Source organism: Blastopirellula marina, assembly GCF_002967715.1.
Classification (GTDB): Bacteria; Planctomycetota; Planctomycetia; order Pirellulales; family Pirellulaceae; genus Bremerella; species Bremerella marina_B.
The window spans coordinates 14,916-38,358 of record NZ_PUIA01000017.1 but is presented as its reverse complement, the minus strand read 5'-3'; the positions used below and the strand labels follow the sequence as shown (position 1 = coordinate 38,358).

Genomic DNA, 23,443 nt, shown 5'->3' with positions numbered 1-23,443 from the left:
TGGGCTTCTGCTAGTCACAAAGGCGAGACATAGGCATATTCAGGGCCGTTTAAAATTGTCCGGACTGAAATCGTTTTCGAAGTCGGGCACGCAGCCAGATCGCGAACAGGTTCAACGTCGCGATCACGGTGATCAGCAGCAGTGTCGTCGTGAACACCATCGGCTTGGCGGCTTCGCTATTTGGGCTCTGGAAACCTAAGTCGAATATATGAAAACCGAGGTGCATAAAGCTTCGGTCCAAGTGAACAAATGGGGCGCTCAGGTCGACCGGCAACTCGGGGGCCAGCTTGAGCACGCCAACCAACATCAGGGGAGCGACTTCGCCAGCTCCGCGCGCCATGGCCAGAATCATTCCGGTCATGATGCCCGGCAACGCGTGGGGCAGGACGATACGATGAATCGTCTGCCATTTACTCGCCCCGCAGCCATACGAACCTTCACGAAGCGAATTGGGAACGGCGGCCAAGGCTTCTTCCGTGGCGACAATCACTACCGGCAAGGTCAGTAGGGCCAACGTCAAACTGGCCCACAGCAATCCCCCTTTGCCGAACGTTGGGTTAGGAAGATTGGCCTGGTAGAAGCCATGGAAGTTGGGTGTAAATGCGACCAGGGCAATGAACGCCACCGTTGCCGTGATCCACAACAGAAGACTGGCTATGCCCAAGGTTGGGGTGCGCATTCGCGTCAGCACTTTGCGGCTTCCCAGCGAGTACGATGTGGTAATGAATGCCGAAAAGGCCACGATTGCCAGGCCAGCGGCAGTCAGCCACCACCATAGCTTCGGCATGGTCGGCAGGTTGGCATTGACGGGACCACCATCGATGTAAGCACCGACAACGAGAATCAAAAAGCCATAGCCGAACACACCAAACACGATGCTCGGCACACCGGCCAGGTTATTGATGCTGATACGAATGATACTGACGATCGGACCACTCTTGGCGTATTCGCGAAGGTATAAAGCTGCCAAAACGCCGAAAGGAACCACGATCAGCGACATGATCATCGTCATGGCGATCGTTCCCCAAATCGCCGGGAAGACGCCCCCTTCCGAGTTCGCTTCACGCGGATCTGCCAGAAGGAATTCGCCCCAACGCGAGAAGTAGACCTTCAAACGCCCCATCCAATCGAGTTGATTGGCCGGAAACGCTCGGACGATGTCTCCCAGTTTCAGCTCCGCTTCGGTCCCATCAGCGGTGGTAGCAAATAAACCGAAGCGATTGTTGCGATCCTCGATCTCGTTAATGCGTTCCTGCAGTGCGGCAATCTGATTGTCGACCTCAAAGCGAACGTCCACAAAGTGATAAACGGCCTGCCGGGCAGCAGGAGGGACCTGCGCCAGCAATTGGGAGATTTCATCCAGTCGGGCTTCGATGCGTGTTTCTTCGCTGGAGCGTTGTGCGTTTAAAGTGGCAACGAGATCTGGGCCAACCTTGGACATCGCCGAATCTTCGCCCAGGATACGCCGGGCACGTTCGGCGATTCGGATATCCTTCTGTTTGTCTTGTTGGATCGCATTCAATTCGATCTTCAGGTTATAAATCTCGTTCGCCAGTCCTTCGACGAAAACGTCGTGCTCCAACTCTTGCGAACGCAGTTCAAGGCGGGCTTGTTCCTGACGGCGGCTGCTTTCGCCTACTTCATATTCGGCGATGCGGTCGATTGCATGGACGCTTTCACGGGCCGTTTCATGGTGTTGCTGGTAGGCGTTGTAGGTTGCCTGGGGGCCTTCCAAAACCTCTCGGATCTCGATCAGGTTCTCACCATCGGGAACTTCAGAAAGGGAAAGGACCTGGCCACTTTCGGTGACACCGACAAGCCCTTGCTCCCCATTTCGATTTTGAGTGATGAAGCTAAGGGTGTTCTCGGCTTGCAGGGCATCGAGCTTTTCTTGAATCGATTCAATCTCTTGGGTTAGCGATTCGAGCATAGCTGCCCAGGCCGCTTGAGCCTCATCGTCTTGCGCGTCCGGCCCCGAGAGACTCGCTTGATAGTTCGTGAAAAACGCATGGATATCGCTCAGGTCGTCTTCGTCTGATGAGATCGGACGAGTTTTCGAAGTGACGAATTTCTGCGGTGTGCCGATGAAACGTCCAAGCTTCGTTCGCTCAAAGAGCATGGCCCACTCAGGCATCGTCGGTGGCGTATCGGCGAGTTCGTCTTGGGTGACCCATTGATAGGTACCGCTTTGAGGGCCTTTGAACTCGAAGTTGTCGGTGCGGTATTGCCAGCGATGGGATGGCTGGGGCGTGGTGCTTTCGTTCTCGGTGGGTTCGGGCGAAACGCTACCGGGGGTGTAATCTTCCTCGTCGGCAAGTTCCCCCAACAAGACCGAACCGTCTTTAAGTGTTACCAGATACAGCCGACCTGGCCAGAAGCTGGCCATGCCTTGATAGATAATGAGCCCCAATAGCCCAAAGATCATCAACAGAGCCAAAGTCAAAGCTCCGCCTGAGAGCCAGATCATGGGCTCTCCCTGAGAGAGAATCGTGAGCCCTGGTCGTACCTTGCGCTGGTACTTCTTGACGTGGCTGTTTGCGTTGTCCTGAGGTTGGCTCATAGCTGGTAGGCCCTCCTCCGGAAGTAAAGTCGAACGACTTCCGCGACCGTATTGATCAGGAACGTCAGCATGAAGAGCACCAGCGCCGATAAAAACAACACGCGATAGTGCGAGCTTCCTTGAACGGCTTCCGGCAGTTCGATGGCGATATTTGTGCTAAGGGTTCGGAAGCCGTTAAAGATGTTCCAGTCTTCGATGGGCGTGTTGCCGCCGGCCATCAGCACGATCATCGTTTCGCCTGCAACACGACCCAGGCCAATCATAAGTGCCGAAAACAGCCCGCTCATGGCCGTTGGAATGACGACACGTACCGTCGTTTGCCAATGCGTGGCACCACATCCCAGCGATGCCGATCGCAGATGGGAAGGCACCGTGGAAAGAGCATCGTCTGCCAGCGTATAGATAATGGGAATCACGGCGAAGCCCATCACGAAGCCAACAATCAGCGAATTTCGTTGATCGAATTCGCCAATGTAGGTTCCTCGCGGATCCCAACCGGCAAGGTCGAATAAGGTTCCCAGGGCATAGGCCAACGCAAAGGTAAACAGCGACAGCAGCAAAAACTTCCCTAGACTCAATAGCGAGAACGTGAACCTGGGGGCCTTGGCGACGCTGCCGCGCCAGAATGAATTCAAAACATAGACATCCAACACAAACGTGACCAATGCCGAGAAGGGGATCAAGATCAGTAGCCAGCCCCCGACGCCTGAGCCTTGTTCCGGGTGAACCAGCCAGAACTTGATATTGCCGAGGAACAGCCACTGTTCGATCGAAGGCCCTAGCCAGTAGGCAAGATAGATACCCAGGCAAAGCACCGGCGAAAGAAACCATAGTCGATAGGGCTGAAGCCGGAGCGTGAATGATTGCGGCATGACTTGCCAGATGAACGCACCCAGCAAGATGACGAACGGGACGGTGAATACGGCCGCCAGGCAAGCAGGGACCACCTCTTCGACCACCGGTGCAAAGACCAGGGCCGCCAGAAAGCCCAGGACCACGCTCGGCAAGCTGGCCATCATTTCAACGGTCGGCTTCACCAGCATACGTGTCCGCCGTGTGCTGAACTCGCTGGTGTACACGGCAGCAAGTAGAGCCAGCGGGGCTCCAAATAGCATGGAGTAAAACGTGGCCTTGAACGTGCCAGAGATGAGCGGGTAGAGCGAAAACTTCAGTTCGTCTTCCGTTTTCGAGGAAGAGCTTTGCCACATGTTCAGCGGTTCGGCGTACCCTTCGTACCAGACCGGCAAAAAGAGAGACGCCAGCGTAATGTCAGGAAAGCCAGGAGAGAGAGCGTAATGAGCAATCTTGCCATCGGCCTCGATAAAGAGCCCATCGTCACGAGGAGCGATTCTGGCAAGTTGTACCACGCCCCCGTCAGGCACTTGCAAATCGGCAACGTGCTTCTCGGTGGTCATGTGAAACAGCGAGCATTGGCCGGTCGCATAACCCACGATAAACATGCGACTGCGCGACGAAGCGCCAAATGCACTGACCGCCCCAGGACCCTGGGGGAATGCATGGGCACGTACCAGAGCGAAGCCGTCGGAACTTTTACGATCTGCAAAGGTGTCGTCAGATCGATCGGACAGGCGAATCTGGAACCAGCCTGAACAGTTTCCTTCGCTGTCACCCACGAACAAGGTCTCGCGGCCTAAGATCCAATTGCACAAGGTGACCTGTGCGTCGGAATCGGGGACCAGGTCAACGGTCTCGGCGATGCTGATGTTGGCCTTATCGCGGATATCATAGCGGCTTAGTTGCCCCGATGGTTTTACCGCCAGGACATTATTGCCAAGGTCATCGATCAGGATGAATTTGGGAACGCTGTTATCCTCCGTCGCTGCTGGAAGGTCATAAAACTTGGCGTCAAGTTTCACTTTGCCGCTGAGCAGACTCTTCTTCTCGCTGACAACGCCCAGCTTTAACTGGTCATCCCCTGTCAGGGCCGTAAAAGTGGTCGACTTACCGCCGAGGCTAGACCGGGCACTGGCCTGGGGAAGATGATCCAACAGCACGATAGGCGAATCGCTGACGGCAATCGGTTCGCCAAGCGCCCAATCAATCTCTTGGGCCCGGTACTGTCCCTGGGGCGTCATCTGCACGACACCATCCTGGTAGATCGCCGTGTCACCCGGATGCGACAAGTGCTTGCCTGAGGTGCTACCAGTCTGGTCGACAAACCAATTCTTGATTTCGATCGGGTCGACAAAGGTTGTCTTGAATTCGACGTTCCCGATGCGGACCGATCCGTCGTTCATGCCAATGACGAAATCGGTTTGCCCCGTCGATGTCGAGATTGCCGTGATCTGGCCTTCGTCCAGTAGCTTTGTCTCTTGAACAACCTCGAACGCCAGTTGGTTTGCTGATTCTGCTTCGGCGTCTTTCGGCGCGGGCGGAATCAAGCGAACGACCTTCAGCGTGCCGTCCGTTGTCAGGAGCCATCCCATGGTCTGGTATTCGTTCAGCTCGAAGTGAACGATCTCGTTGGAACTCCACGGAGCCTCGCGAATATCGAGCGGCTTGATCGACGCGACACGGAATAGAGGAATGACCTCCATCACCAACACGAGAGCCACCAGGCAAACAGCGACAATCGTGCCAATTCCGCCAACGGTGATGACGCCTTCGGACATAATATCCGACCAACGCACGCTCCAGTGGGTTTTGAGCCTGCGTTTTCGTCCGGTGAATCTAGGCGGGGTGCCACTCATGGATAAGCGAGAAACCTTGGTTTAACCATCCAGGCGAAGCGTGGGATGTCGATGTGAATCGGATAAGCTCTGCAACAACGATCGGAAGTGGCAGAGCTTACCGGGAAGGAAAGCGAAGGGCTCAGTTCTTGATGCCGACCTTGGCCAGCTGTTCTTGCGCGATGGTGGCGGGAATAGGCAGGTAGCCATCTTTGACGACTGCCTTTTGTCCTTGCTGGCTGTAGATGTACTTCAAGAACTCGCGACGCAGTGGATCCAATTCGCTGCCAGGACGATGGTTCACGCTGACAAACAGAAAACGCGACAGCGGGTAGTCGTCGGCGTTTTCGGCGGTTGGTTCGACGAAATCCGTTCCCTCAGCCGACAGCGGTAGTGCGCGGACGTCGGACGTCTTGTAGCCGATGCCGCTGTAGCCGATACCGAACTTGTCGGTCGCAACCCCTTGCACAACCGAAGAGCTACCTGGCTGCTCTTTGACCGACGGCTTGTAGTCGCCACCAAACAAGGCGTTTTCCTTGAAGAACGCATACGTTCCCGATGCCGAGTTACGACCATACAGGCTGATCGGCGACTGGGCGAAAGCACCGGTCAGGCCAAGTTCTCCCCAACGGTTGATGTCCTTCTGGGCACCCCCTTTGCGATTGGTCGAAAAGATGGCATCGACCTGAGAAAGGGCCAGGCCTTCAATCGGATTGTCTTTGTTGACATAGACGGCCAGCATGTCGATGCTGGTGCCCAGTTCGGTTGGTTTGTAGCCGTATCGCTTCTCGAAATCGTCGATCTCGTTGGCCTTCATCGGACGGCTCATCGGGCCAAAGGTCGCGGTACCTTGGATCAGTGCCGGAGGAGCGGTCGAAGAGCCTTTGCCTTCGATTTCGATCTGGACGTTCGGATAGATCTCTTGGAACCCTTCTGCCCACAGGGTCATCATGTTGTTCATCGTGTCCGAGCCGATGCTTTTGATCGTGCCAGAGACGCCTGAGACGCGCTGGTAAACCGGCAGCTTCGGATCGACTTCCAGCTGAGCCATCAATACCCCAGGGCATAGGCACGCCAGAAGCGAAGTAATCACGAAAGTGTGGCAACGCAACATCAGATCCAATCCTTCCAGAAGCAGGGCAAGCAAAAATCGGAGGCGATCACATACCATCACGATTTCGCACCAGGGAGAAATTAGCATTAACAATGTGCTAACACTTGGAAAAGCTCATCTCCACACGACCAGTTTCGCTAGGGATTAACGATTTTCTCGGCGTTTAGGGGCTATTCCAGCGGATGTTAATCTTCTGGCATAACCTCGGGCAAAGAAAGCCCTGACCTCTTTTGAGTGGTTATATTTACAAAACGTTAATATTCCGGTTAACGTGCATGGCCCTTGCGGGGGGTGGCTGTCTGTGAGAGCGGCACCATCCAGAGCACATGAAAGGTGCTTTGTTAGAGCACATCCGGGGTCGAAAGGGCTTCGGCGGCGGTGATGAAGCCGTCGTTGTCGGCATCCAGCTTCGAGAACTGATCTGGGGTGCCCAGGAATTCACGAATACTGATATCGCCGTCTCCGTTATAGTCCATGCCGGAAAACCAATCCGGCGTCAGTTCGTTGATCTCGGTCGCGTCGCCAGGAGGCGTGTAGATCGAACGCACCAACTGGTTATCGTCTTGTTCCCCGCGAAAGAACTCGAACACCAGTAGCGACGGAATCTCGTCGAATTCAATCGAATGTGATTTGTCGGCATCCATGCTGGCAAATTGCTTCTCCAGTTGCTTTAGTTCCCGGGCGGAAAGCCGGCCATCTCGGACCGGGTCGACCGCGCGAAACAGAGGGTCATCCCCGTCGATTCCCTGCAGACGAATATGGCATCGCTGCACCCAGTTTCGCTGGAGGAGCGAGGCTTCGATCTCTTCAACGTACAGTTTCTCGTCCTTGTCCTTGTCGGCCATGGCGAAGTTGATGTTGGTGCCTTGCTCGGGAAGTTCGCTTTCCTCGAGATAGCCATCCTGGTTACCGTCATACGTCTGCAAGAGACTTTCGGCCTGGCGAAGCGCGAATTCAGAGCTCACGTTGTCCCTCATGCGAAAGACGAGCCAATCGGTGCCCAGGTTGACCGAAACTTCGTTGCTCTTGGTAATCGGCTCGGCAGAAGTCATTCGGAAGGGAGTCATGGAAATCCTCGGCTGCTTTTCCGCGTCATCTCCAAAGCGAATGGTCAGTTCGTATTCGGGAGGTAAGCTCGCGAGCTTGGGGAGCTCCTCTTTGCTCAGCACTCCATCGGCATCGGCGTCGATCGTATGCAGCAGGTTTTCTGAGGGGAACTTGTCGAGTTGAAGTTGCCCACCGCGTTCATAGTTTTCCTGCATCGCGTATAGCAGATCGTTCCAGGGTGTACTGTCGTCTAGCGTGAACATCCCTTGCCCGCCGAAAAAACGACGTCGATCGCCACTGCGTGTCATGTCGGTCATCGAACGCCCTGAGGCCGTGATCAATTCCATCGGCGTGACGATCTCGTCGTCATCCAAGTCGCGTAAGCGAAGCCGATTGGCAGCCGTGGCGATCTCTTCGCTATCGATCACACCATCGCTATTTTCATCCAGCATCTGCCGCAGCGGAGAATCGGTTCGGCTGCGATTGACGGCATAAGACGTTCGGCGAACGGAAAACGCCTCGGTGCGGGCACTGCTGCGACTGACCATGCGTGGGACCTCGGCGCGATCGACCCAGCCGTTGCGATTCGTGTCGTAGCGATCGATGTTCTGTTTGCGTTGACGCGGGTCTTCGAAGGAAAGGTTGCCGAATTGCCCGCTGCGTAACTCGGGTTGATCCGCCAGTTCATCCCACGTCGCTTTGCCGTCCCCGTTCGCGTCGGCCAATTTCAGAACGTGATCGACCAGTTCTTCCATCGCGTGATCGTACGGCTGGTCGTCGATCCATAGCAGCACGTCCACGCGGATCGGTCCCTGCGATGTGAAGACGATTAGCCGTTGCGGCTGGACGTACGGTTCTAGCTCGAACGGAAGCCCTGCCTGGGGAACCGCCATCTCTTCCAAGGCAATCAAATCGATCGGATCGACGATCGGTTGAACCACGACAGGAGGCGGAGGAGGCTTCACAGGGGGCGCTTTGGCAGCACGCTCGTTGCAGCCGCCAACGACCATTGCCAGGGAAAATAGAACGCACGATGAAAGAACTGCTCGCATGTTACGCCAAAACCTGGTCGATGGAGTGCCCTTCCGAAATCTTGATAGGACGTGCCTGGGGCGAGAAGTGCTCGGTCGCCGGATCGACACCCACGGCACGACACAGCGTGGCCAGCAGGTCTTGCACTTCGGTCTTACCTTCGGTGACCTCGCTGCCGGCTTCGTCGGTCTGGCCGTATGCCTGGCCACCGGCGATGCCACCACCGGCCAGCACACATGTCCAGGCATCGGGGAAGTGGTCGCGACCGGCGGTGTTGTTGATGTTGGGGGTTCGGCCAAACTCACCCATCCACAAGATCGTGGTCGATTCCAGAAGACCACGTTCGCTCAGTTCGCGCATGAGCGTGCTCCATCCTTGGTCAAGTTCTTTCGAGAGCCGCTCGACGGCGGGGAAATTGCCTTGGTGGGTGTCCCAGCCGAGGCCACCTCCGCCGAGTGTCACTTCCACGAAGGGAACATCGCGCTCGACCAGTCGCCGGGCAATCAGGCAACCTTGGCCGAACGTGCCGCGTCCATACGTCTCGCGAACCTCGGTGGACTCTTGCGAAAGGTCAAACGCCGAGGCCGCCTCGGGGTGCATCATTTTGACGGCCGATTGAAAGATCGTGGCTTGGGCCTCGGCAGCGCCGGAAGGATGCCGAGCCAGGAACTGGTCTTGCTGGTCTTTCCACAACGCCAGTCGAGCGTCCTGCCGCCGCGTATCAATCCCTGGGGGAAGCGACAGGAAGTCGACACCCAGGTCGGCCATCGCATCCGACCCTTCGGCCGGCGGTGCCCCGCGCGTGCCAACGGTTGCCGCGGCATAGCGTGGCCCGAGAAAGCCAGGGCTCAGCGCGCTGCCGTTGAGTAGGCCACTCGGGTTAACGGCCACGTAGTTGGGTAGTGTCGACTGGTTGTGCTCAAGCGCCTTCGATAGCGACGCGCCGATCGAAGGGTAGTTCAGAGGCCCACCCGGTCGCTGGCCGGTATGCATCAAATAAGTACCACGCAGATGGTCTCCTTCGCGGGTACTCATCCCGCGCATGATGGCGAGCTTATCGGCCTGCTGGGCAAGCCCGGCAAAGTGTTCGCTGAAGCGAAGGCCCGGGACGTTCGTTTCTGTTTCCTTGAACTCGCCGCCGTTGGCATGTCCTGGCTTCATGTCGAAGGTGTCGGTCTGCGTCGGACCTCCGGCCATCCACAGCACGATGCAGCTGCGTTTGCGATTGGGGTCCGCACCGGCGGCGGCTGCCAACTGAGGAAGCCACGAACAACTGGCGGCACCCACCAGGCCTGCGGTCGCCTGTAGGAATCGACGTCGCGAATGAGGTGTGGTGTTCATCAGGTGTTCCCTTTAGTGGTTCAGCATGAATTCAGCGCTATTGGCCAACACCCACAGCACATCCCCGAGGGCTGCCGATTGCTGGCCTGGTTCTGCTGTTTGCAGAAACTCTTGATACCGCTTCAATTCATCGGGATAAGGGGGGCGGCTATAGGCTGCCAGAAACAGGACGTTCAACCGTTGTTCGTCCGTAAGGAATGGAGCAGACAAGGCCTTAAGCAGACCGCTGGTTTCAGGGGAAGTCGCGGTCGAAACAGGCGGGCCGTTCATCACCGCCAGGGCCTGCGGCATGCCCGTATCAAAGAACGTGCGGTCCTTGCTTGCTGTTCGCAGGCGTGCAACGAACTGAATGCGTTGACCGTCCTGCTGCATCATTGTGACGTCCGTCTTTAGCAGGCCGACCTTCAAAAAAGCATCGTACAGTTGCTCTGGCGTGAGTGATTTGACTGCCATCCGGGCAAAAAGTTCCGGCGGTGCTTCCGAATCGGAAACGGCCTCGCTGCTGCGAGCATACGTGTCGGTAATCGCGATCGTTTGCAGCAGCAGTTGCAGGTCAAAACCACTTCGAATGAAGTAGTCGGTCAGTTCATCCAGCAACTCAGGATGGCTGGGAAGGTTTTGCGGCGACATGTCATCGGCTGGATGAACAATGCCGCGTCCCATCATGTGGGCCCAGGCCCAGTTCACAGCCCGCCGCGGCATATAAGGGTTATCGCGCGAGACCATCCAGATGGCTAACTGCTGCCGGCGTGTACCACCGAGCGAAGCATAGTCCGCCTTGCTGCCAGGAAAAGCAGGCGGCACCACCTGGTCGGTTTCTGGGATGGTGACTTCCCCCATATCACGATCGACGATGTCAAAACGTCCCAGGCCAATCACGTTGTCGTTGCCCGGACGCTCGAGCTGGGCGAAGAAGGCGGCAAGGCCCCAGAAGTCTTGCTGCTTCCAGCGATCGAATGGGTGATCGTGGCACTGGGCACACTCTAGTTGCAGGCCCAAGAAGATGCGTGATGTTTCCGACGCCAGTAACTCAGGTTTCAAATCTTGCGAGGCATAAAAATAGCCGGGGCCGTCACTTCCCTGGGTCGCAGTCAGAAACTCTTCCACCAGGCGGTCATACCGCACGTTCTGGCTGAACTTGCCTCGCAGCCATAGCTGCAGCCCTTGTTCGTTCTGTAGACGCTGCGGGTCGTCCGAGGGCTCGAGCACCAGGGCTCGCCAAGTGTTGGCCAGGTGCGTGGGATAAGCCGGCGACTTGATCAGTTGGGCAATCAACTGCTGACGCTTGTCTGGGGCGTCGCTATCGAGATAGGCTCGCGTCTGGGCGACCGTGGGGAGGTTGCCGACGAGATCGAGATAAGCGCGTCGGATGAATTCACCGTCGGTTGCCAGCGGGGCTGCCGTTGCTTTTTCACGATCGAGCCGGGTCTGTACAAGCTCATCGATCCGCGCGGCCATCGCCTGCATTTTGGCCGTTTCGCTCGACACATCCGTAGAGGTGTCTTGCGCTGGAAGAGCCATCGTCCACGCAAGCAGCAGCACAGCGCAGCTCACGGGCACATGCGCGATGCGAAGCATGTTTCCGCCTCGAAAACAGATAAGTGGGGGATAAGGTCGACCAGGAGGTACGCGGTACCTCACTATGCGGGTATTTTATCAGGTTCTATTTGGCCTGATAAGGAAAATGCAGTGATTTACAAGGAATATATCTACGTCCGTTAAGGGTGCCGAAAACTGGGTTACGGCACCCTGGATTGGTACTCAGGTTACTTCTTTTCGCGAGCTCTCGCTTCGGCGGCTGCGGCCGTGCGGCCTTTGACGGCCTCGACTTCCTGAGCCTGACCCCAGAAGTAGAGCATGATCCCTAGGATCAAGCCAAGTAAACTAGCCGATAGCACCGCGAACGGGCTTTGCGTAAAGGTCGAGTTTTGGGCAGCGGCCTGCGTGGTAAGCACCAGACCAAACAGACTGATCACAAAGCTCAACACGTCCGAGAGGATCTCGCGAAGGCTAAAGCCCAGGTGGGCCATCACCACCAGCTTGCCGATCACCAGTTGCAGGGCAAAGCCAATCACCCCGGCGAGCATCAGGGCGAAAGCAAGCCAGTGAAACGCCGGGAACTCGAGCGCCTCGGCAACCTTGTAAATCGGCGTCAAGATTCCCGCGCTGGTTTCTTTGGCCGTCTCCGAGTTATCGACGTCCTTGGCGATGGTTTGCAATTGCTCGGGTAGTTCGCTTGCCGGTTCGTTTGCTTCTTCCAGCTTCGCTTGTTCTTCGTTGTCATCGGTCGCCGCTGGCTGATCGGCATCTGGTGTGCCAGCTTCGACGGTTGCTGCTTCTTCCACCGGTGCCGGATCGGCTGGGGCTTGTGCCCAGGCAGGGGATGCAACAACGCAAAATACAAGAGTGATCAAAAGGATCGACGCAACTAAACGTGTCATGGTTTCCACCTCCGCTTAACAGGAAAGCTGCAATGACGAGAAACGCCGCATACGCGCATTCTATCCCTTGCAAAGTGTGATGAATTCTTGGATTCAGGTGGGTATTCGACGATTTCATCGGAATCTTGTCGAAAACTCACCGAATCGTGATCGATGCTCTTCATCGCAATTAAGGCACGATTGTGTCGAGAATCGAGAGATGAATGCGCAAATACGATATTGCGTTTGCTCCGCCGGCTTGGTTTTATAGAAGATGCGACCCGCCTCGCCAGAATCCACTTTTTAACCTGCCTAATGAAGATGGAGATCACTTCTCATGAGTTCTTCCGATGCTACGCGTCGAACCTTTCTTAAGTCCACTGCCGCAGGAGTCGCGGCTACATCCCTTGCGATGAGTGCCCAAAAATCGCAAGCCGCCGATGCCAATTCCAAGCTGCGAATTGGTTTTGTGGGTGTGGGTGGACGTGGTTTTGGTGCGCACGTGAAAAGCCTTTCCAAGATCGCCAAGGAAGGCGCCAATATCGAACTGGTTGCCGTGTGCGATGTCTACGACGCCAACCGCAATCGCGCTGCCGACTACATCGAAAAGGAAAACGGCGGCAAGGTTGCCCGGTACGTCGACTTCCGCGAGATGTACGCCAAGGAAAACCTCGACGCCGTCAGCATCGGAACGCCTGACCATTGGCATGCCATTCAAGCGATCGAAGCGATGAAAGGAGACATGCATGTCTACTGCGAAAAGCCGATGGTCAAGCAAGTCGAAGACGCCATCGAACTGGTCAGCGTCTGGAAAGATACCGGCAAGGTCATGCAAGTCGGCGTGCAGGGAACCAGCCTGCCGATTTGGGATGCCGCCCGCGAGAAGATCGACGAAGGGCTGCTCGGTAAGGTGTTGATGTATCAGACCGAGTACTTCCGAAACTCCGACATCGGTCAGTGGCGTTACTACAAGTTGTCGAAGGACATGACCCCCAAGACGATCGACTGGAAACGCTTCCTTGGTGTCGAAGAGGGTCTGGCCGAAGACCAGCCGTTCGACCGAGCCGTGTTCGCCCAGTGGCGTCGCTTCTGGGAATTCGGTAGCGGTATGTTCACCGACCTGTTCGTCCACCGCACAACGCAAATGATGAAGGCCACGGGACTGCGTTACCCGGCTCGTATCACTGGTAGTGGTGGTTTGTACCTGGAATACGATGGTCGTCAGGTGCCGGACGTGGCAACGGTGGTTGCCGAGTTCAACGCAGGTTGCCAGGGGCTGGTCACGGCCACGATGGCTGCCTCGGAGACTCCGGTCGAGCAGTTGGTGCGTGGGCATGATGGTTCGATTCTTTTCGATCGCCCCAGCGAGTCCGGCGAATTCACCTTCGTGCCGGAACGACCGCAGGTCACGCACATCAGCCCGACCACGTTGCCGTACGAGCGTCAGGTGATGAAGGCCGACAAAGAAGCCCCGAAGGATCAAACCAAGGCTCACTTCGAGAACTGGATTGCCGCGATCGAAAACAACACGCCGCAGTCTTGCAACAATCCGCCAGACCTGGGCGCGGCAGCGATTGTGCTGGTGAACCTGGGGGCTCGTAGCTACCGCGAAGGGAAGATCTATCGCTTCGACGATGAAACGATGACCATCAGCGAAGCGGATGGATCGTGGTCGAAGAAGTGGGAACAGGTCTCCAAAGAGCGTGGCAAGCCTCAGCATGTGCCTGGCTGGAAGGGGGGCGACAAAGGCTCGACCATCCTCGATCCAGATCACCAAAAGCTGGAAGGGCCTTGGATCGACGGCAAAGATCCGGCTGCCTAATGCAAGCTGGTCGACCACAAGAAGCAAAAACGGCACCTCGGTTGAGGTGCCGTTTTTTGTTTGAAAAACGATATCCAATCGGAGCTTATAGCTTCTCGAGCATGGATTCTGCCTGCTTCTTGACGGCCGATTTGCCGCTGGCCGATTTGAGTTTCGCCAGATCTTGTTCCAGCGAGGTTGCCAAAGCAGAGTCGGACTCTTTCAGCTTGGCGATCTCTTCGTCCAGGATCATGATGCCGCTGTCGAGTTCACCCGACGAGGCATAGCCTTCCAAGGTCGATTTGATCATCGCGGTCGGCTTAGGAACTTCTACGCTGGTAGACGGCGTCGAAGGACCGCAGCCCAGGCAGAAAGTCAAAGCAACAAGGCAGCACAACAAAGCGTATTTCAAAGCTCTCTCCTCAAGTTAAGTTCTCCACAATGAACGTGCCCGCCAATAACGGCGGGCACGATGCTTGAACGGCAGCCAGCTTAAGGGATCGAGACCGGGTTGCCGTCGGCGCGAGCACCCAGACGTTGCCAGGTGACGAAATCGATCGTTTCAGGGAAGAACTTGACCGAACCGTCACCCATCGAGGCAAGCACGCCGCCTGGATGGAGGCTACGAGCCGGCACGATACCGTTACGATCGCATGCATAACCAAAATTGCCACCGCTGCAGCAACTGATGTGTTTCCAGTTAGGTGGGGCAATGGTGTTCATGCCAATGAACCCTGGGAAGCTCGCTCCCCAGGTACGACCACCGTTGGATTGCTGCCAAGAGGTTGCCGTCGAGTCGCAACCAGCGCCTGCGGCTTCGATATCGGCCTGCGCAGGAAACTGGTCGGTGCTCAGCGAAAGCTGGTTGGTGTAGTCACGTTCTTTCGTCAGTTGGCTACTGGAGTTGTCCCCTTTGAGAATTTCAGCGATGAAGATCACGTTCGACGAGCCGTCGGTGAAATCTCGGAAGCCGGATTCCTGTCGGCGCACGAAAGGACCGCTGGCAGCTACGGCCGAACCGGTCGAATAGAAGTCGCGACGCGAGCCACCATTGAGACCGTAGTTGTTTCCGCCCCAGTTGGAGTCTGGATAAGCGATATCGCTAGGGCAAAGAAATGCGTCGAGCTTCGTTTGGGCATTGGTTGTGTTCACACCGGTATCCCATTCGATCGTGAAGTTGTAGCGATCGTACAAAGCATTTTGCTCGATGTACGGCAGAATCATCACATAAGCACCGTGGCCACGCCACGAACTCACGCTCGTTCCGTCCGATTTGATAATGTCGTACTGCAAAGCGGGGAACTTCTTGTGCGTGTCGTGGTAGTTGTGAAACGCCAGCGTGAGCTGCTTGACCTGGTTGGAGCATTGCATCCGCCGAGCAGCCTCACGCGCCTGTTGCACGGCCGGTAAGAGCAGGGCAATCAGCACCCCGATAATGGCAATTACCACGAGGAGTTCGACAAGGGTAAAACCCTGCCAGGAAGATTTTCGTTTCATGTGTGAATTCCTTAATAAAGACGAGTAAACCCTTGTAATACACGCGTTAACGGTTTAGGTAAATGCGTACGGTGATTGAGGATTGTTTTTTTCGGGAAAACACGACTTTATTGTGATCAGGGTATACCTAAGTGGGTGGATAAAAGGCCATGCTGCCGATGTTAAATCAACTATAAAGGGGGGGGCCGGGAGCGGCGTTGGCCGGAAGATAAACCCTGCTCGTGGACGATTCAGAAATGAGTCCTGTTTCACCAGTAACTTCTCCAGTGAATTGAGCCAGGTGCCGTGGCATTCGGCAGCTCATGGCTAACGAGAAGTCGGGCCAGCGAGAAAGAGCCGTCTCCTGAGCCGAAAGGAACATCGCTCGCGTTTGCCTGTGTCAGACGCAGAACCAAAAAGTTGCAGCCAGAAGAATTGGTGCCCCTTTGGCTAAGTGGATTTCATCGCGATACTTTGACCTTACGTCACGCGTGTCGAGGACGAAGTTGCTAGGCTGTGATTTGCCGGACAGGCTAGTATCCTTAGATCACGGTGACATGGATCTTCTGTGTTCATTTGGTAGCAGCGAAAAGGAACTGGACAAATTGCTTTAATGCCGACAGGGAGGTGGTGGCATCTGAGTTGTGGATGGCTCGTTTCGATCTTCGGAAGGCATCTTTCGTTTCTGGTCGGCCTGCTATTCGTGTTGGGGCTGCCGCTTGGCTTGGAAGCCTGGTCGCCCTACTTCTTTGGTTGCGACGATAACTATCACCAATTCCTGCCGGTTATTCTGGAATCGATTCACCAGGTCGAAGCTGGCAACTTTCCAGGCATCAACTCGCACCAGGCGATGGGCATGCCGGTGTTTGCCACAGGAACCTATTCGGTCTCGTATCCCGGTATCTATCTCGCTTACTGGCTTGCGATTTTATGCGGGTCGCAGCAGTACTTCATGGAGACCTATGCCTTCTTGCATATCGTAGCCGGCTACGGGGCAACGTACTTTTTGTTGCGACGCCTGAAGATCGAGCAACTCGTTGCGGTAAGCACCGCTGCCTCCTATGTGCTGGGAGCGTATGTCATATTCATTGGCAAAGCTTGGTATTACACGTTTCCGACGCTACTGTTTTTGCCACTTCTTGTTGGCGCGACACTGGATCTGGTTGCCAGGCCCACAACGTTTGGCCGGGTTGCCTGGTGGGGGATGGTCGCCGGAGTTTACTTCCATTCTGGAAACGCTCAACTGTGGGCGTACACGATGTTTTTCTGCGGGCTGCTGTTCGTGATGAAGGTCGCCACAAGCCAGTGCTGTGTGCAGAAGTGGCTTGCGTTGTTCTTGGCCGGCACCGTGGCCGTGGTCATCACGTCTCCTGTGTTGATTGCTCAATACCAACTGATCGCCGACGTCGATCGCGATGGTTCGTCGTTTGCCAGCATGAAGGACTGCTTTCTGAACTACCTGGTATGGTCGAACGAAGGCTATCCGGCATACACCGGCAGCTTGCTATTTGGCGCAGGACTTCTGTCGCTGGTTTGGCGGAAGTGGAACGTATGGGCGGTGCTGGGGGTCGTCGGGATTCTTTGTTCGCTGGGAAAACCAGGCGGAATTTGGTTGATCATGGCCGATTCGCCCGTGTTTGAGAAGTTTCAGCATCCGTTCAAGTTCGTTCTCTTCGCGACTTTTTTTATGTTGATCCGCGGAGCCGAATACGTTGATTGGACTCGGGTTTTACGACTTTCCGCCGTGCTGAATCTGCTGCTCCTCTCGGCTTTTATTTGGGACCGTGGAGTGGAGGAACGCAGCAACCTGCCGTACGCGCCACTTTCGCAGGCCAGTGACCAACTGCTTGGTGACGATCGAATTTACAGTTTCGCTTCTTCGCGTCTGGTGGGGGAAAAATATTCCCAGTCGATGGCAAACAACTTTGCCTCGTACTATGGAAAGAACGTGATTTCGAGTTACTCGGACGGGCTGACCTACTTGCTGGACGAGCAGATTCGCCAGCGAGAGCACATTGCCGCGAATCCTCTTGCTGCGCTTCAGGCGTACGGTTGTCGCTGGATCCTCGTGCACGAATCCTTTGAGATCGTCCAGGCCGAGCCCGAGAAGTACGCTTTTGTGTTTCCGGAAGTTCACGAGCAATTGCCCATCTACGAAACGCTGGAGCCAAATTGGACGGAGCGATATCGGGAGCCGCATTTCGTCATCTACGAACTGCCAGATGTTGCCCCCTTGGCTTTTCCTCGGGGAAGCACCCAGCCACTTCCGATCGATGTCTGCGGCTCAGGCATGCGAGTTCGCTTGCAAGGAATCCGCCACGATCAAAACGTGATTGTCGTTAACTTCCTGATGCGACCAGGCTACGTGGCGACGCAAGGAGATAAAACGTTGGCGATCGCGCCAGACCAATGGGGCCGGATTCAGGTAACGCTCGACAATCATAAGGATGATCTGCTGATCACCTACTGGCCAATTCATTGGTGAGTCGGCGGCTTTGTTCCAAGGGGCTCTTTCTTGACGGCGTGGAATTCAGCGAGCGTACCGTTAGCCGTCGTCAAAATCTTCTAGCAGTTCCTGGAACTCAAGCCACTTCCCTTCAAGCTCGGCAATTTCATCGGCGACGGTCGTGAACCGCGCGTGTACCTTCTGGGCTTCCGCGGCGTCGGTGATTTCCATCAGCTTTCGATTCAGGTCTTTTCGTTCGTCGTCGAGCTTGGCGATCTTGCTTTCCAGCTTGTTGAGTTCCTTGCGTGCTGCGCGGGCGTCCTTGTTGCGCTGCTTGCGTTCTTCCTTCGCCAGGTCGGCATCGCGTCCTTCGAGAGCAACGTTGGCAGCGATCTGGTTGCCATCTTCCTGTTCGATTTCCTGGCTCAAGCGATAGAGGTAATGCTCGTAGTCGCTGGGGATGTGGGTCACCTTACCGCTGCTGACTTCGATGATCTGTGTGGCGATGCGCCGCACGAAGTAACGATCGTGGCTGGTGAAGATCACCGTGCCGTTGTAGTCGTCGAGTGCCTCACAAAGCGAGTCGACCGTTTCGACGTCCAAGTGGTTGCCTGGTTCGTCGAGAATCAGGATGTTGTACTTGCCCAGCAGCAGCCCCGCGAGACAGAGTCGAGCACGTTCACCACCACTGAGAACTTTGACCTTCTTCTGCACGTCGTCGCCACGAAACAGAAAGCTACCGGCAACGGCGAGCACCTGTTGATGATTGATCGACGGGTCGCGAACGCCGAGCAAGTATTCTTCAACGGTATCGTTGGCCGGCAGCGTCGAGTAAACGTGCTGGGCGTAGATACCGATGTCGGTGTTGTGTCCCCATTTCACTTCGCCAGCTTTCGGAGCGAGTGAACCGACCAGCGTGCGGAGGAAGGTCGTCTTCCCTTGGCCGTTGTCACCCACGACCGCGGCCCGGGCACCATGTTCGATATCAAGCGTAATCCCATCGGCAATCACGCGATCGGGATAGCCGATAGAAAGACCCTCGCAGCGGACGGCCGTTCCCTTCTTAACATCGACCTGCGGTACGCGAATGTAAGCACTCGCTTCGTCCGCTTCGATTTCGATGTACTCCAGGCGGTTAAGTTGCTTCTGCTTGTTTTTGGCCTGGGCCGCCGTGTTGGCACCGGCTCGGTTTTTATCGATGAACCGCTGCAGTTGCTTGGCCTTGGCTTTGGTCGCGGCGTTGACCCGCTCGTCGTGCAGTTTGCGCTCGTCGCGGTACTCGATGTAGTCCTCGATACTGCCGGGGTAAAGGGTCAGCTTGCCGCGCGAAAGCTCCAGCGTCTCGTTGCAGGTCTGCTTCAGAAAGCCTCGGTCGTGCGACACGATCAGGTAGCCCCCTTTGTAGCTCTTGAGGAACCGCTCGAGCAGCATCTGGGTACGAATGTCGAGAAAGTTCGTCGGTTCGTCCAGGATCAGAAACGTGGGATCATGCAGCAGCAGGGCCGTCAGTTTCACACGCGTCTGCCACCCGCCGGAAAGGTTGTGCACCGGGGCGTCGAGCATGGCTCCTTTGATCTCGAAGCGAGCCGCCACTTCGCCGCACTTCCAGTCTGGCTGATCGCTATCGCGCATCAGAAAACCAACGACCGTTTCTCCTTCCAGGAACGGATCGTGCTGGCGGAGATATCCCAGGCGCGTCTTAGGATGGAGAACGACTTCTCCCTTCTCAAGCTCTTCGTCACCCAGGATGGCTCGGCAGAGGGTCGATTTGCCGGCACCGTTGCGGCCCACCAGCCCTACTTTGTGATCGTCGGTAATCGAGGCCGTGGCACCGTCGAGAAGTACCTTATGGCCAAATCGCTTCGTCGCGTTCTGAATGTTAATAACAGGGGGCACGGTAACAGTTTATCGTTCTAAAGTAGGTTTCAAGCAAGACGTAACACGATCTTCACACAGTGCGACTACCGAATCTTGCGCTATGGCCGTATTCTGGTGCATCCCATGATTTTAACACTTCAGCGGGGTCTCTGAGACCGTTATCAGCCATCGCTTCGATGAATAAATCGCAACCACCGGTAATTGTTGCGGAATCCGCTTCCGCCTCCAAGACGGCCTACAACGAAGGCAAGCTAACGCCGGCAACGCTAGCCGATCTGCGGGGGAAACACCCCAATTACACCGGGGATTGGGTTCATTTAGTTCACCTGGAAACGGCAATCCGAAAACCGAGCACCGATCCAGATCGTTTCCAGCAGTGGAACAACTGGCGGCACGAAGTGCAGGAAGGGACACAGCCGCACGATAAAGTGGTTCACCTGGAAGGGGTGACCCTGCGGAGTGTCGACCTGCGAGGAATCGATCTTGAGGGGGCCGTGCTGCGGGATGCGACCATCGCGGCCAGCGACTTCCGGGGGGCTCGCCTGTCCGGAGCCGTCTTTCAGGAAGCGAATCTTTCCTTCTGTGATTTTGCCGAAGCCGATTTGACCGGGGCCCAACTGCAAGATGCCAACCTCGACCACGCGAATATGCGCTCGGTTACGCTCGACCAGGCAAACTTAGACGGGGCGATTCTCACCTCGGCAAAGCTCAAAGAGGCTCGTTGCCACGAGGCTTCGTTCGAGCGTGCCAAGCTGATCGGTGCCAACTTTACCCAGGCCGATGCCGCAGGTGCCAGTTTTCATCGGGCTAACCTGGCCGATGTGATTTTCGATGGGGCCTGTCTCGACCGGGCCAGGCTGTCCGAGGCCGATCTCAACTATGCCAACCTGCAGAACGCGAGCCTCAAGAAGACGCAGTTCCAGCGAGCCAATTTGCATGGCGCGACGGCCCACGGAGCGGACTGCGAAGGGGCCGATTTCACGGCGGCCATTTTGCGGCAAGCGAACCTGGGCAACTGCAACTTGCGTGCGACCCAGGGGCTGCTGTTGGATCAGACCTTCGTCAACGGCGGAGAGTTCGGCGCCAAAACAGACGACCCGTGGACCCGTCTGCTGCGCAATTATACCTGGAAGAAACTAGCGATCGTATCGCTCATGTTTTGTGTCTTGTTCGTCCCTTACTTCCTGGGCAGTTATTTTAAGCCCCCCAGCCAGTTGATCGAACGCCCCATTCCTCAGCGCGTGGTCGAGATTTCCGAAAACTTCTTCAAGGTCCCTCACACCAGCTACGAAATCGATGAGTTCCTGCGGTTTCGCTACGACAACTATTACGCTCCGTTGGTGAGTAATCTGAATAGCCGATCGACGTGGGTTTACCTGGCGCTGGGAGGCATCGACGGAATCCTGTTCCTGGTTACCGTCGTGGCGATGGTTGTGTGCCTGTTACAGAGGATAGCCCTGACGCGAAGTATTCATAAGCTGCACGCGGCGAATGCGATCGTTCGCCGTACGCCGAAACTGGAAGAGTACATGGGGCCCTATAGCTCTATCGGTGAAGAACCTTGCGGATGGCCATACGCATTGATGAAGTGGCTGCAAGGTCACTTCGTCGAGACCAACGCGGCTAGTGGCCAGCAGCAGTTGGTCATTCGCCCAATGCGTTGGCTCCGGCTGCCCAGTTGGTGGCTCGCAGGAATGCAGGCCATCAAGCCGCTCTGGAAGGTGATGCCTGATCTCTTGAAACGCCGCCCACCTCCATCGTGGATCGACACGCTCGGTCTTACGCGGGTCGATCGCATGAATCAATCTCTGACGTGGGCCATTCTCGTGATTGTTCTGTTTATGCTTTGTCGCGTTGCCATCGAGCTGATTCTCGGCAACCAATTGACGCTCGGTGGGTAACCGGTCGCCGTTGCGTCAAATGTGCACGAGACACGGTCGCGACCGCGAGCGTTGTGGCCGCTGATTGGCCGATTAATCGGTACGACCGTTACTGTCAGACCGCTATGCCCAGCTATCAGGTGGGTTTCCCGCAAGCCCATGGGGAATCAAAGCCCAGCGGTCAGACCTTCTGTCGTTATGACCTATTCTTGAGGAGTATCGAATCACTAAACGTACGTGTCGTTTCCCTGGTACGACACATGGGGCAGTTCCTGAATCATGGCATCCTCTTCCACCATCGCGACGCAATGCCTCGGCTATACGCCGATACCGGTAGCATTGTTATCTGCCGATGAGGTGCCTGCCGTAGATCTGTATCGCAAAGATGCAGAGACGGGGCGTCTACGATTGTATCGCGCGGCCAATCTGCCGATGCTGCCGGAAGACCTCCAGCGGTTGGCTGAAACCGAGACTAATTGGCTCTATGCGACCGACATCGACCACGATCAGATGCAGCGGTTCATTCGCCGCCGTCTCGATCTGTTAGTACGCGATGAAACGCTCTCGCTGCGAGATCGCTTTGGTCGGCTGAACCAGGTGGTCGAAGGGCTTCTCACGTCGGCATTCGAGTCGAATGATACGGATGAAGTCATGCGCAGCGCCAACAGCATTTCCGCGATGGCCGTCCGTCTGCTTTGCCGCGACGACATGACCGCCGGCGACTTGATTTCCCTGTTGCATCACGATTACCAAACGGTCACCCACTCGCTGAATGTCTCGTACATGATGGTGACCCTGGCCCGCAACTTGCGCCTGGTTGGCAACGACGAACTACCGGCGGTGGCGGCGGCCGGCATTCTGCACGACATTGGCAAGCTGTCGGTGAGCGAACGCATTCTGACGAAGAACGACCGACTACAGCGCCGCGAGCAACGTGTCGCCCAAAAACACCCAGCCCTAGGCTTCCGACGATTGGGAAAGCGAACCGACGTTTCCTTCGCCCAGTTGATGGTTGTCTATCAACATCATGAACGCACCAACGGCAAAGGCTACCCGGTCAGTGCCGTCGGAAATGAAATCCACCCGTGGGCACGTTTGTGCAGCGTGGTGAATGTGTTTGAGTCGCTTATCAGTAATCGCCCATATCGCGGCCGTTATTCGTTGACCGAAGCGTTGTCCATGATGGATCAACACCTGTCGGACGGCTTGGATCAGGAAATGTATCAATGCTGGAAACAGTCTATTCGCAAAAAATGAAGTTGCTGTTGGATCGGCTGCGATGCCGCATTCAATTGCCCGATCAATTTGCGGACTTGGAAAACCGCCGTGGGGTACTCCCTGCGCAAGCACTCGACATGCGTCGTACCACGCGGTTGTACTGTCCTGGCAAGTTGCTGATCGAATCGTTCGCTTCGTTGCCATCGGTACCGCGTAATCATCAGTACGTAGTAGGCTACTCGATCGATATTTCTTCGACCGGCATCCGTTTTCTGCACGATACCGAGCTTTACCCAGGCGAACAGGTAACGCTTTGGACTTCCGCCCAGCGGCTGACATGCACGGTCATTCGCTGCCGCCGCTTGAATGAACTTTGCTTTGAGATTGGGGCATCGTTCACTGAAGAAGATCCCAGCGTTGACGATCCGCAGGATATCGAGCAGCCAGAGCAGGATCTCGCCCATCAACGTGAAGAATTCTTGAACTAGTTCCCACTGGAAATGGGGTCTTCTTTCCCACGCGCGACGGCTACGCTGCTTG

Annotated in this window: 15 protein-coding genes; 5 read left to right on the top strand and 10 right to left on the bottom strand. The window is 56.1% G+C overall.

The features are described from left to right. Positions 1–49: 49 nt before the first annotated feature. The 7 genes from C5Y96_RS27740 to C5Y96_RS06060 all read right to left on the bottom strand — a co-directional run bounded on the left by C5Y96_RS27740 (position 50) and on the right by C5Y96_RS06060 (position 12,225). Positions 50–2,560 (bottom strand): phosphate ABC transporter permease PstA, encoded by a 2,511-nt coding sequence (locus C5Y96_RS27740; RefSeq protein WP_233198837.1) that lies wholly within the window; start codon positions 2,558–2,560, stop codon positions 50–52. After that, positions 2,557–5,193 carry an ABC transporter permease subunit gene (locus tag C5Y96_RS06085; RefSeq protein WP_199188640.1) on the bottom strand — a complete coding sequence of 879 codons (2,637 nt, stop codon included), beginning with the start codon at positions 5,191–5,193 and terminating at the stop codon, positions 2,557–2,559. Before C5Y96_RS06085 ends, C5Y96_RS27740 begins: the two co-directional genes overlap by 4 nt. 199 nt (positions 5,194–5,392) lie before the next feature. Continuing rightward, complete coding sequence (locus C5Y96_RS06080) at positions 5,393–6,364, bottom strand: PstS family phosphate ABC transporter substrate-binding protein (RefSeq protein ID WP_105351789.1); 972 nt, start codon at positions 6,362–6,364, stop codon at positions 5,393–5,395. Between the two features lie 341 nt (positions 6,365–6,705). Continuing rightward, positions 6,706–8,463 carry a hypothetical protein gene (locus C5Y96_RS06075; protein ID WP_105350980.1) on the bottom strand — a complete coding sequence of 586 codons (1,758 nt, stop codon included), beginning with the start codon at positions 8,461–8,463 and terminating at the stop codon, positions 6,706–6,708. A gap of 1 nt (position 8,464) precedes the next feature. Then, a complete protein-coding gene (locus C5Y96_RS06070; protein ID WP_105350979.1) occupies positions 8,465–9,784 on the bottom strand; it encodes a DUF1501 domain-containing protein in 1,320 nt (439 codons plus the stop codon). A 12-nt stretch (positions 9,785–9,796) separates the two neighbouring features. Then, the gene (locus tag C5Y96_RS06065) at positions 9,797–11,362 is read right to left on the bottom strand and encodes a DUF1549 domain-containing protein (RefSeq protein WP_105350978.1); all 1,566 of its coding nucleotides are present in this window, start codon (positions 11,360–11,362) and stop codon (positions 9,797–9,799) included. A gap of 188 nt (positions 11,363–11,550) precedes the next feature. Further along, positions 11,551–12,225, bottom strand: coding sequence for a hypothetical protein (locus C5Y96_RS06060; RefSeq protein WP_105350976.1), 675 nt, complete (start codon positions 12,223–12,225; stop codon positions 11,551–11,553). 316 nt (positions 12,226–12,541) lie between these two features. Here C5Y96_RS06060 and C5Y96_RS06055 point away from each other — a divergent pair, with 316 nt between their 5' ends. Further along, the gene (locus C5Y96_RS06055; protein ID WP_105350975.1) at positions 12,542–14,026 is read left to right on the top strand and encodes a Gfo/Idh/MocA family oxidoreductase; all 1,485 of its coding nucleotides are present in this window, start codon (positions 12,542–12,544) and stop codon (positions 14,024–14,026) included. An 85-nt stretch (positions 14,027–14,111) separates the two neighbouring features. Here C5Y96_RS06055 and C5Y96_RS06050 read toward each other — a convergent pair whose 3' ends face one another. Together C5Y96_RS06050 and C5Y96_RS06045 are read right to left on the bottom strand one after the other, a co-directional pair. Beyond that, a complete protein-coding gene (locus C5Y96_RS06050) occupies positions 14,112–14,417 on the bottom strand; it encodes a hypothetical protein (RefSeq protein ID WP_146115535.1) in 306 nt (101 codons plus the stop codon). Between the two features lie 80 nt (positions 14,418–14,497). Further along, positions 14,498–15,502: a DUF1559 domain-containing protein gene (locus C5Y96_RS06045; RefSeq protein WP_105351786.1), complete on the bottom strand. Its 1,005-nt coding sequence runs from the start codon at positions 15,500–15,502 to the stop codon at positions 14,498–14,500. Positions 15,503–16,094: 592 nt separating this feature from the next. Between C5Y96_RS06045 and C5Y96_RS06040 the strand changes: the two genes are divergently transcribed. Then, a complete protein-coding gene (locus C5Y96_RS06040) occupies positions 16,095–17,966 on the top strand; it encodes a hypothetical protein (RefSeq protein ID WP_105350973.1) in 1,872 nt (623 codons plus the stop codon). A 60-nt stretch (positions 17,967–18,026) separates the two neighbouring features. Here the strand turns inward: C5Y96_RS06040 and C5Y96_RS06035 are convergent, their stop codons facing one another. Further along, positions 18,027–19,823 (bottom strand): ABC-F family ATP-binding cassette domain-containing protein, encoded by a 1,797-nt coding sequence (locus C5Y96_RS06035; RefSeq protein WP_105350972.1) that lies wholly within the window; start codon positions 19,821–19,823, stop codon positions 18,027–18,029. Between the two features lie 158 nt (positions 19,824–19,981). Between C5Y96_RS06035 and C5Y96_RS06030 the strand changes: the two genes are divergently transcribed. The 3 genes from C5Y96_RS06030 (at position 19,982) to C5Y96_RS06020 (ending at position 23,391) form a co-directional block, all read left to right on the top strand. After that, on the top strand, positions 19,982–21,706 hold the full coding sequence (locus C5Y96_RS06030; protein ID WP_105350971.1) for a pentapeptide repeat-containing protein: 1,725 nt from the start codon (positions 19,982–19,984) through the stop codon (positions 21,704–21,706). Between the two features lie 258 nt (positions 21,707–21,964). Continuing rightward, on the top strand, positions 21,965–22,942 hold the full coding sequence (locus C5Y96_RS06025; protein WP_105350970.1) for an HD-GYP domain-containing protein: 978 nt from the start codon (positions 21,965–21,967) through the stop codon (positions 22,940–22,942). Then, entirely contained in the window at positions 22,912–23,391 is a 480-nt protein-coding gene (locus C5Y96_RS06020; RefSeq protein WP_105350969.1) for a PilZ domain-containing protein, read from the top strand. The genes C5Y96_RS06025 and C5Y96_RS06020 overlap by 31 nt, the downstream gene beginning before the upstream one ends. Positions 23,392–23,443 lie beyond the last annotated feature (52 nt).

Coding starts and splice junctions, on each gene's coding strand:
- C5Y96_RS27740 (WP_233198837.1), bottom strand. CDS start 2,560: ATGAGCCAACCTCAGGACAACGCAAACAGCCACGTCAAGAAGTACCAG.
- C5Y96_RS06085 (WP_199188640.1), bottom strand. CDS start 5,193: ATGTCCGAAGGCGTCATCACCGTTGGCGGAATTGGCACGATTGTCGCT.
- C5Y96_RS06080 (WP_105351789.1), bottom strand. CDS start 6,364: ATGTTGCGTTGCCACACTTTCGTGATTACTTCGCTTCTGGCGTGCCTA.
- C5Y96_RS06075 (WP_105350980.1), bottom strand. CDS start 8,463: ATGCGAGCAGTTCTTTCATCGTGCGTTCTATTTTCCCTGGCAATGGTC.
- C5Y96_RS06070 (WP_105350979.1), bottom strand. CDS start 9,784: ATGAACACCACACCTCATTCGCGACGTCGATTCCTACAGGCGACCGCA.
- C5Y96_RS06065 (WP_105350978.1), bottom strand. CDS start 11,362: ATGCTTCGCATCGCGCATGTGCCCGTGAGCTGCGCTGTGCTGCTGCTT.
- C5Y96_RS06060 (WP_105350976.1), bottom strand. CDS start 12,225: ATGACACGTTTAGTTGCGTCGATCCTTTTGATCACTCTTGTATTTTGC.
- C5Y96_RS06055 (WP_105350975.1), top strand. CDS start 12,542: ATGAGTTCTTCCGATGCTACGCGTCGAACCTTTCTTAAGTCCACTGCC.
- C5Y96_RS06045 (WP_105351786.1), bottom strand. CDS start 15,502: ATGAAACGAAAATCTTCCTGGCAGGGTTTTACCCTTGTCGAACTCCTC.
- C5Y96_RS06040 (WP_105350973.1), top strand. CDS start 16,095: ATGCCGACAGGGAGGTGGTGGCATCTGAGTTGTGGATGGCTCGTTTCG.
- C5Y96_RS06030 (WP_105350971.1), top strand. CDS start 19,982: ATGAATAAATCGCAACCACCGGTAATTGTTGCGGAATCCGCTTCCGCC.
- C5Y96_RS06025 (WP_105350970.1), top strand. CDS start 21,965: ATGGCATCCTCTTCCACCATCGCGACGCAATGCCTCGGCTATACGCCG.
- C5Y96_RS06020 (WP_105350969.1), top strand. CDS start 22,912: ATGCTGGAAACAGTCTATTCGCAAAAAATGAAGTTGCTGTTGGATCGG.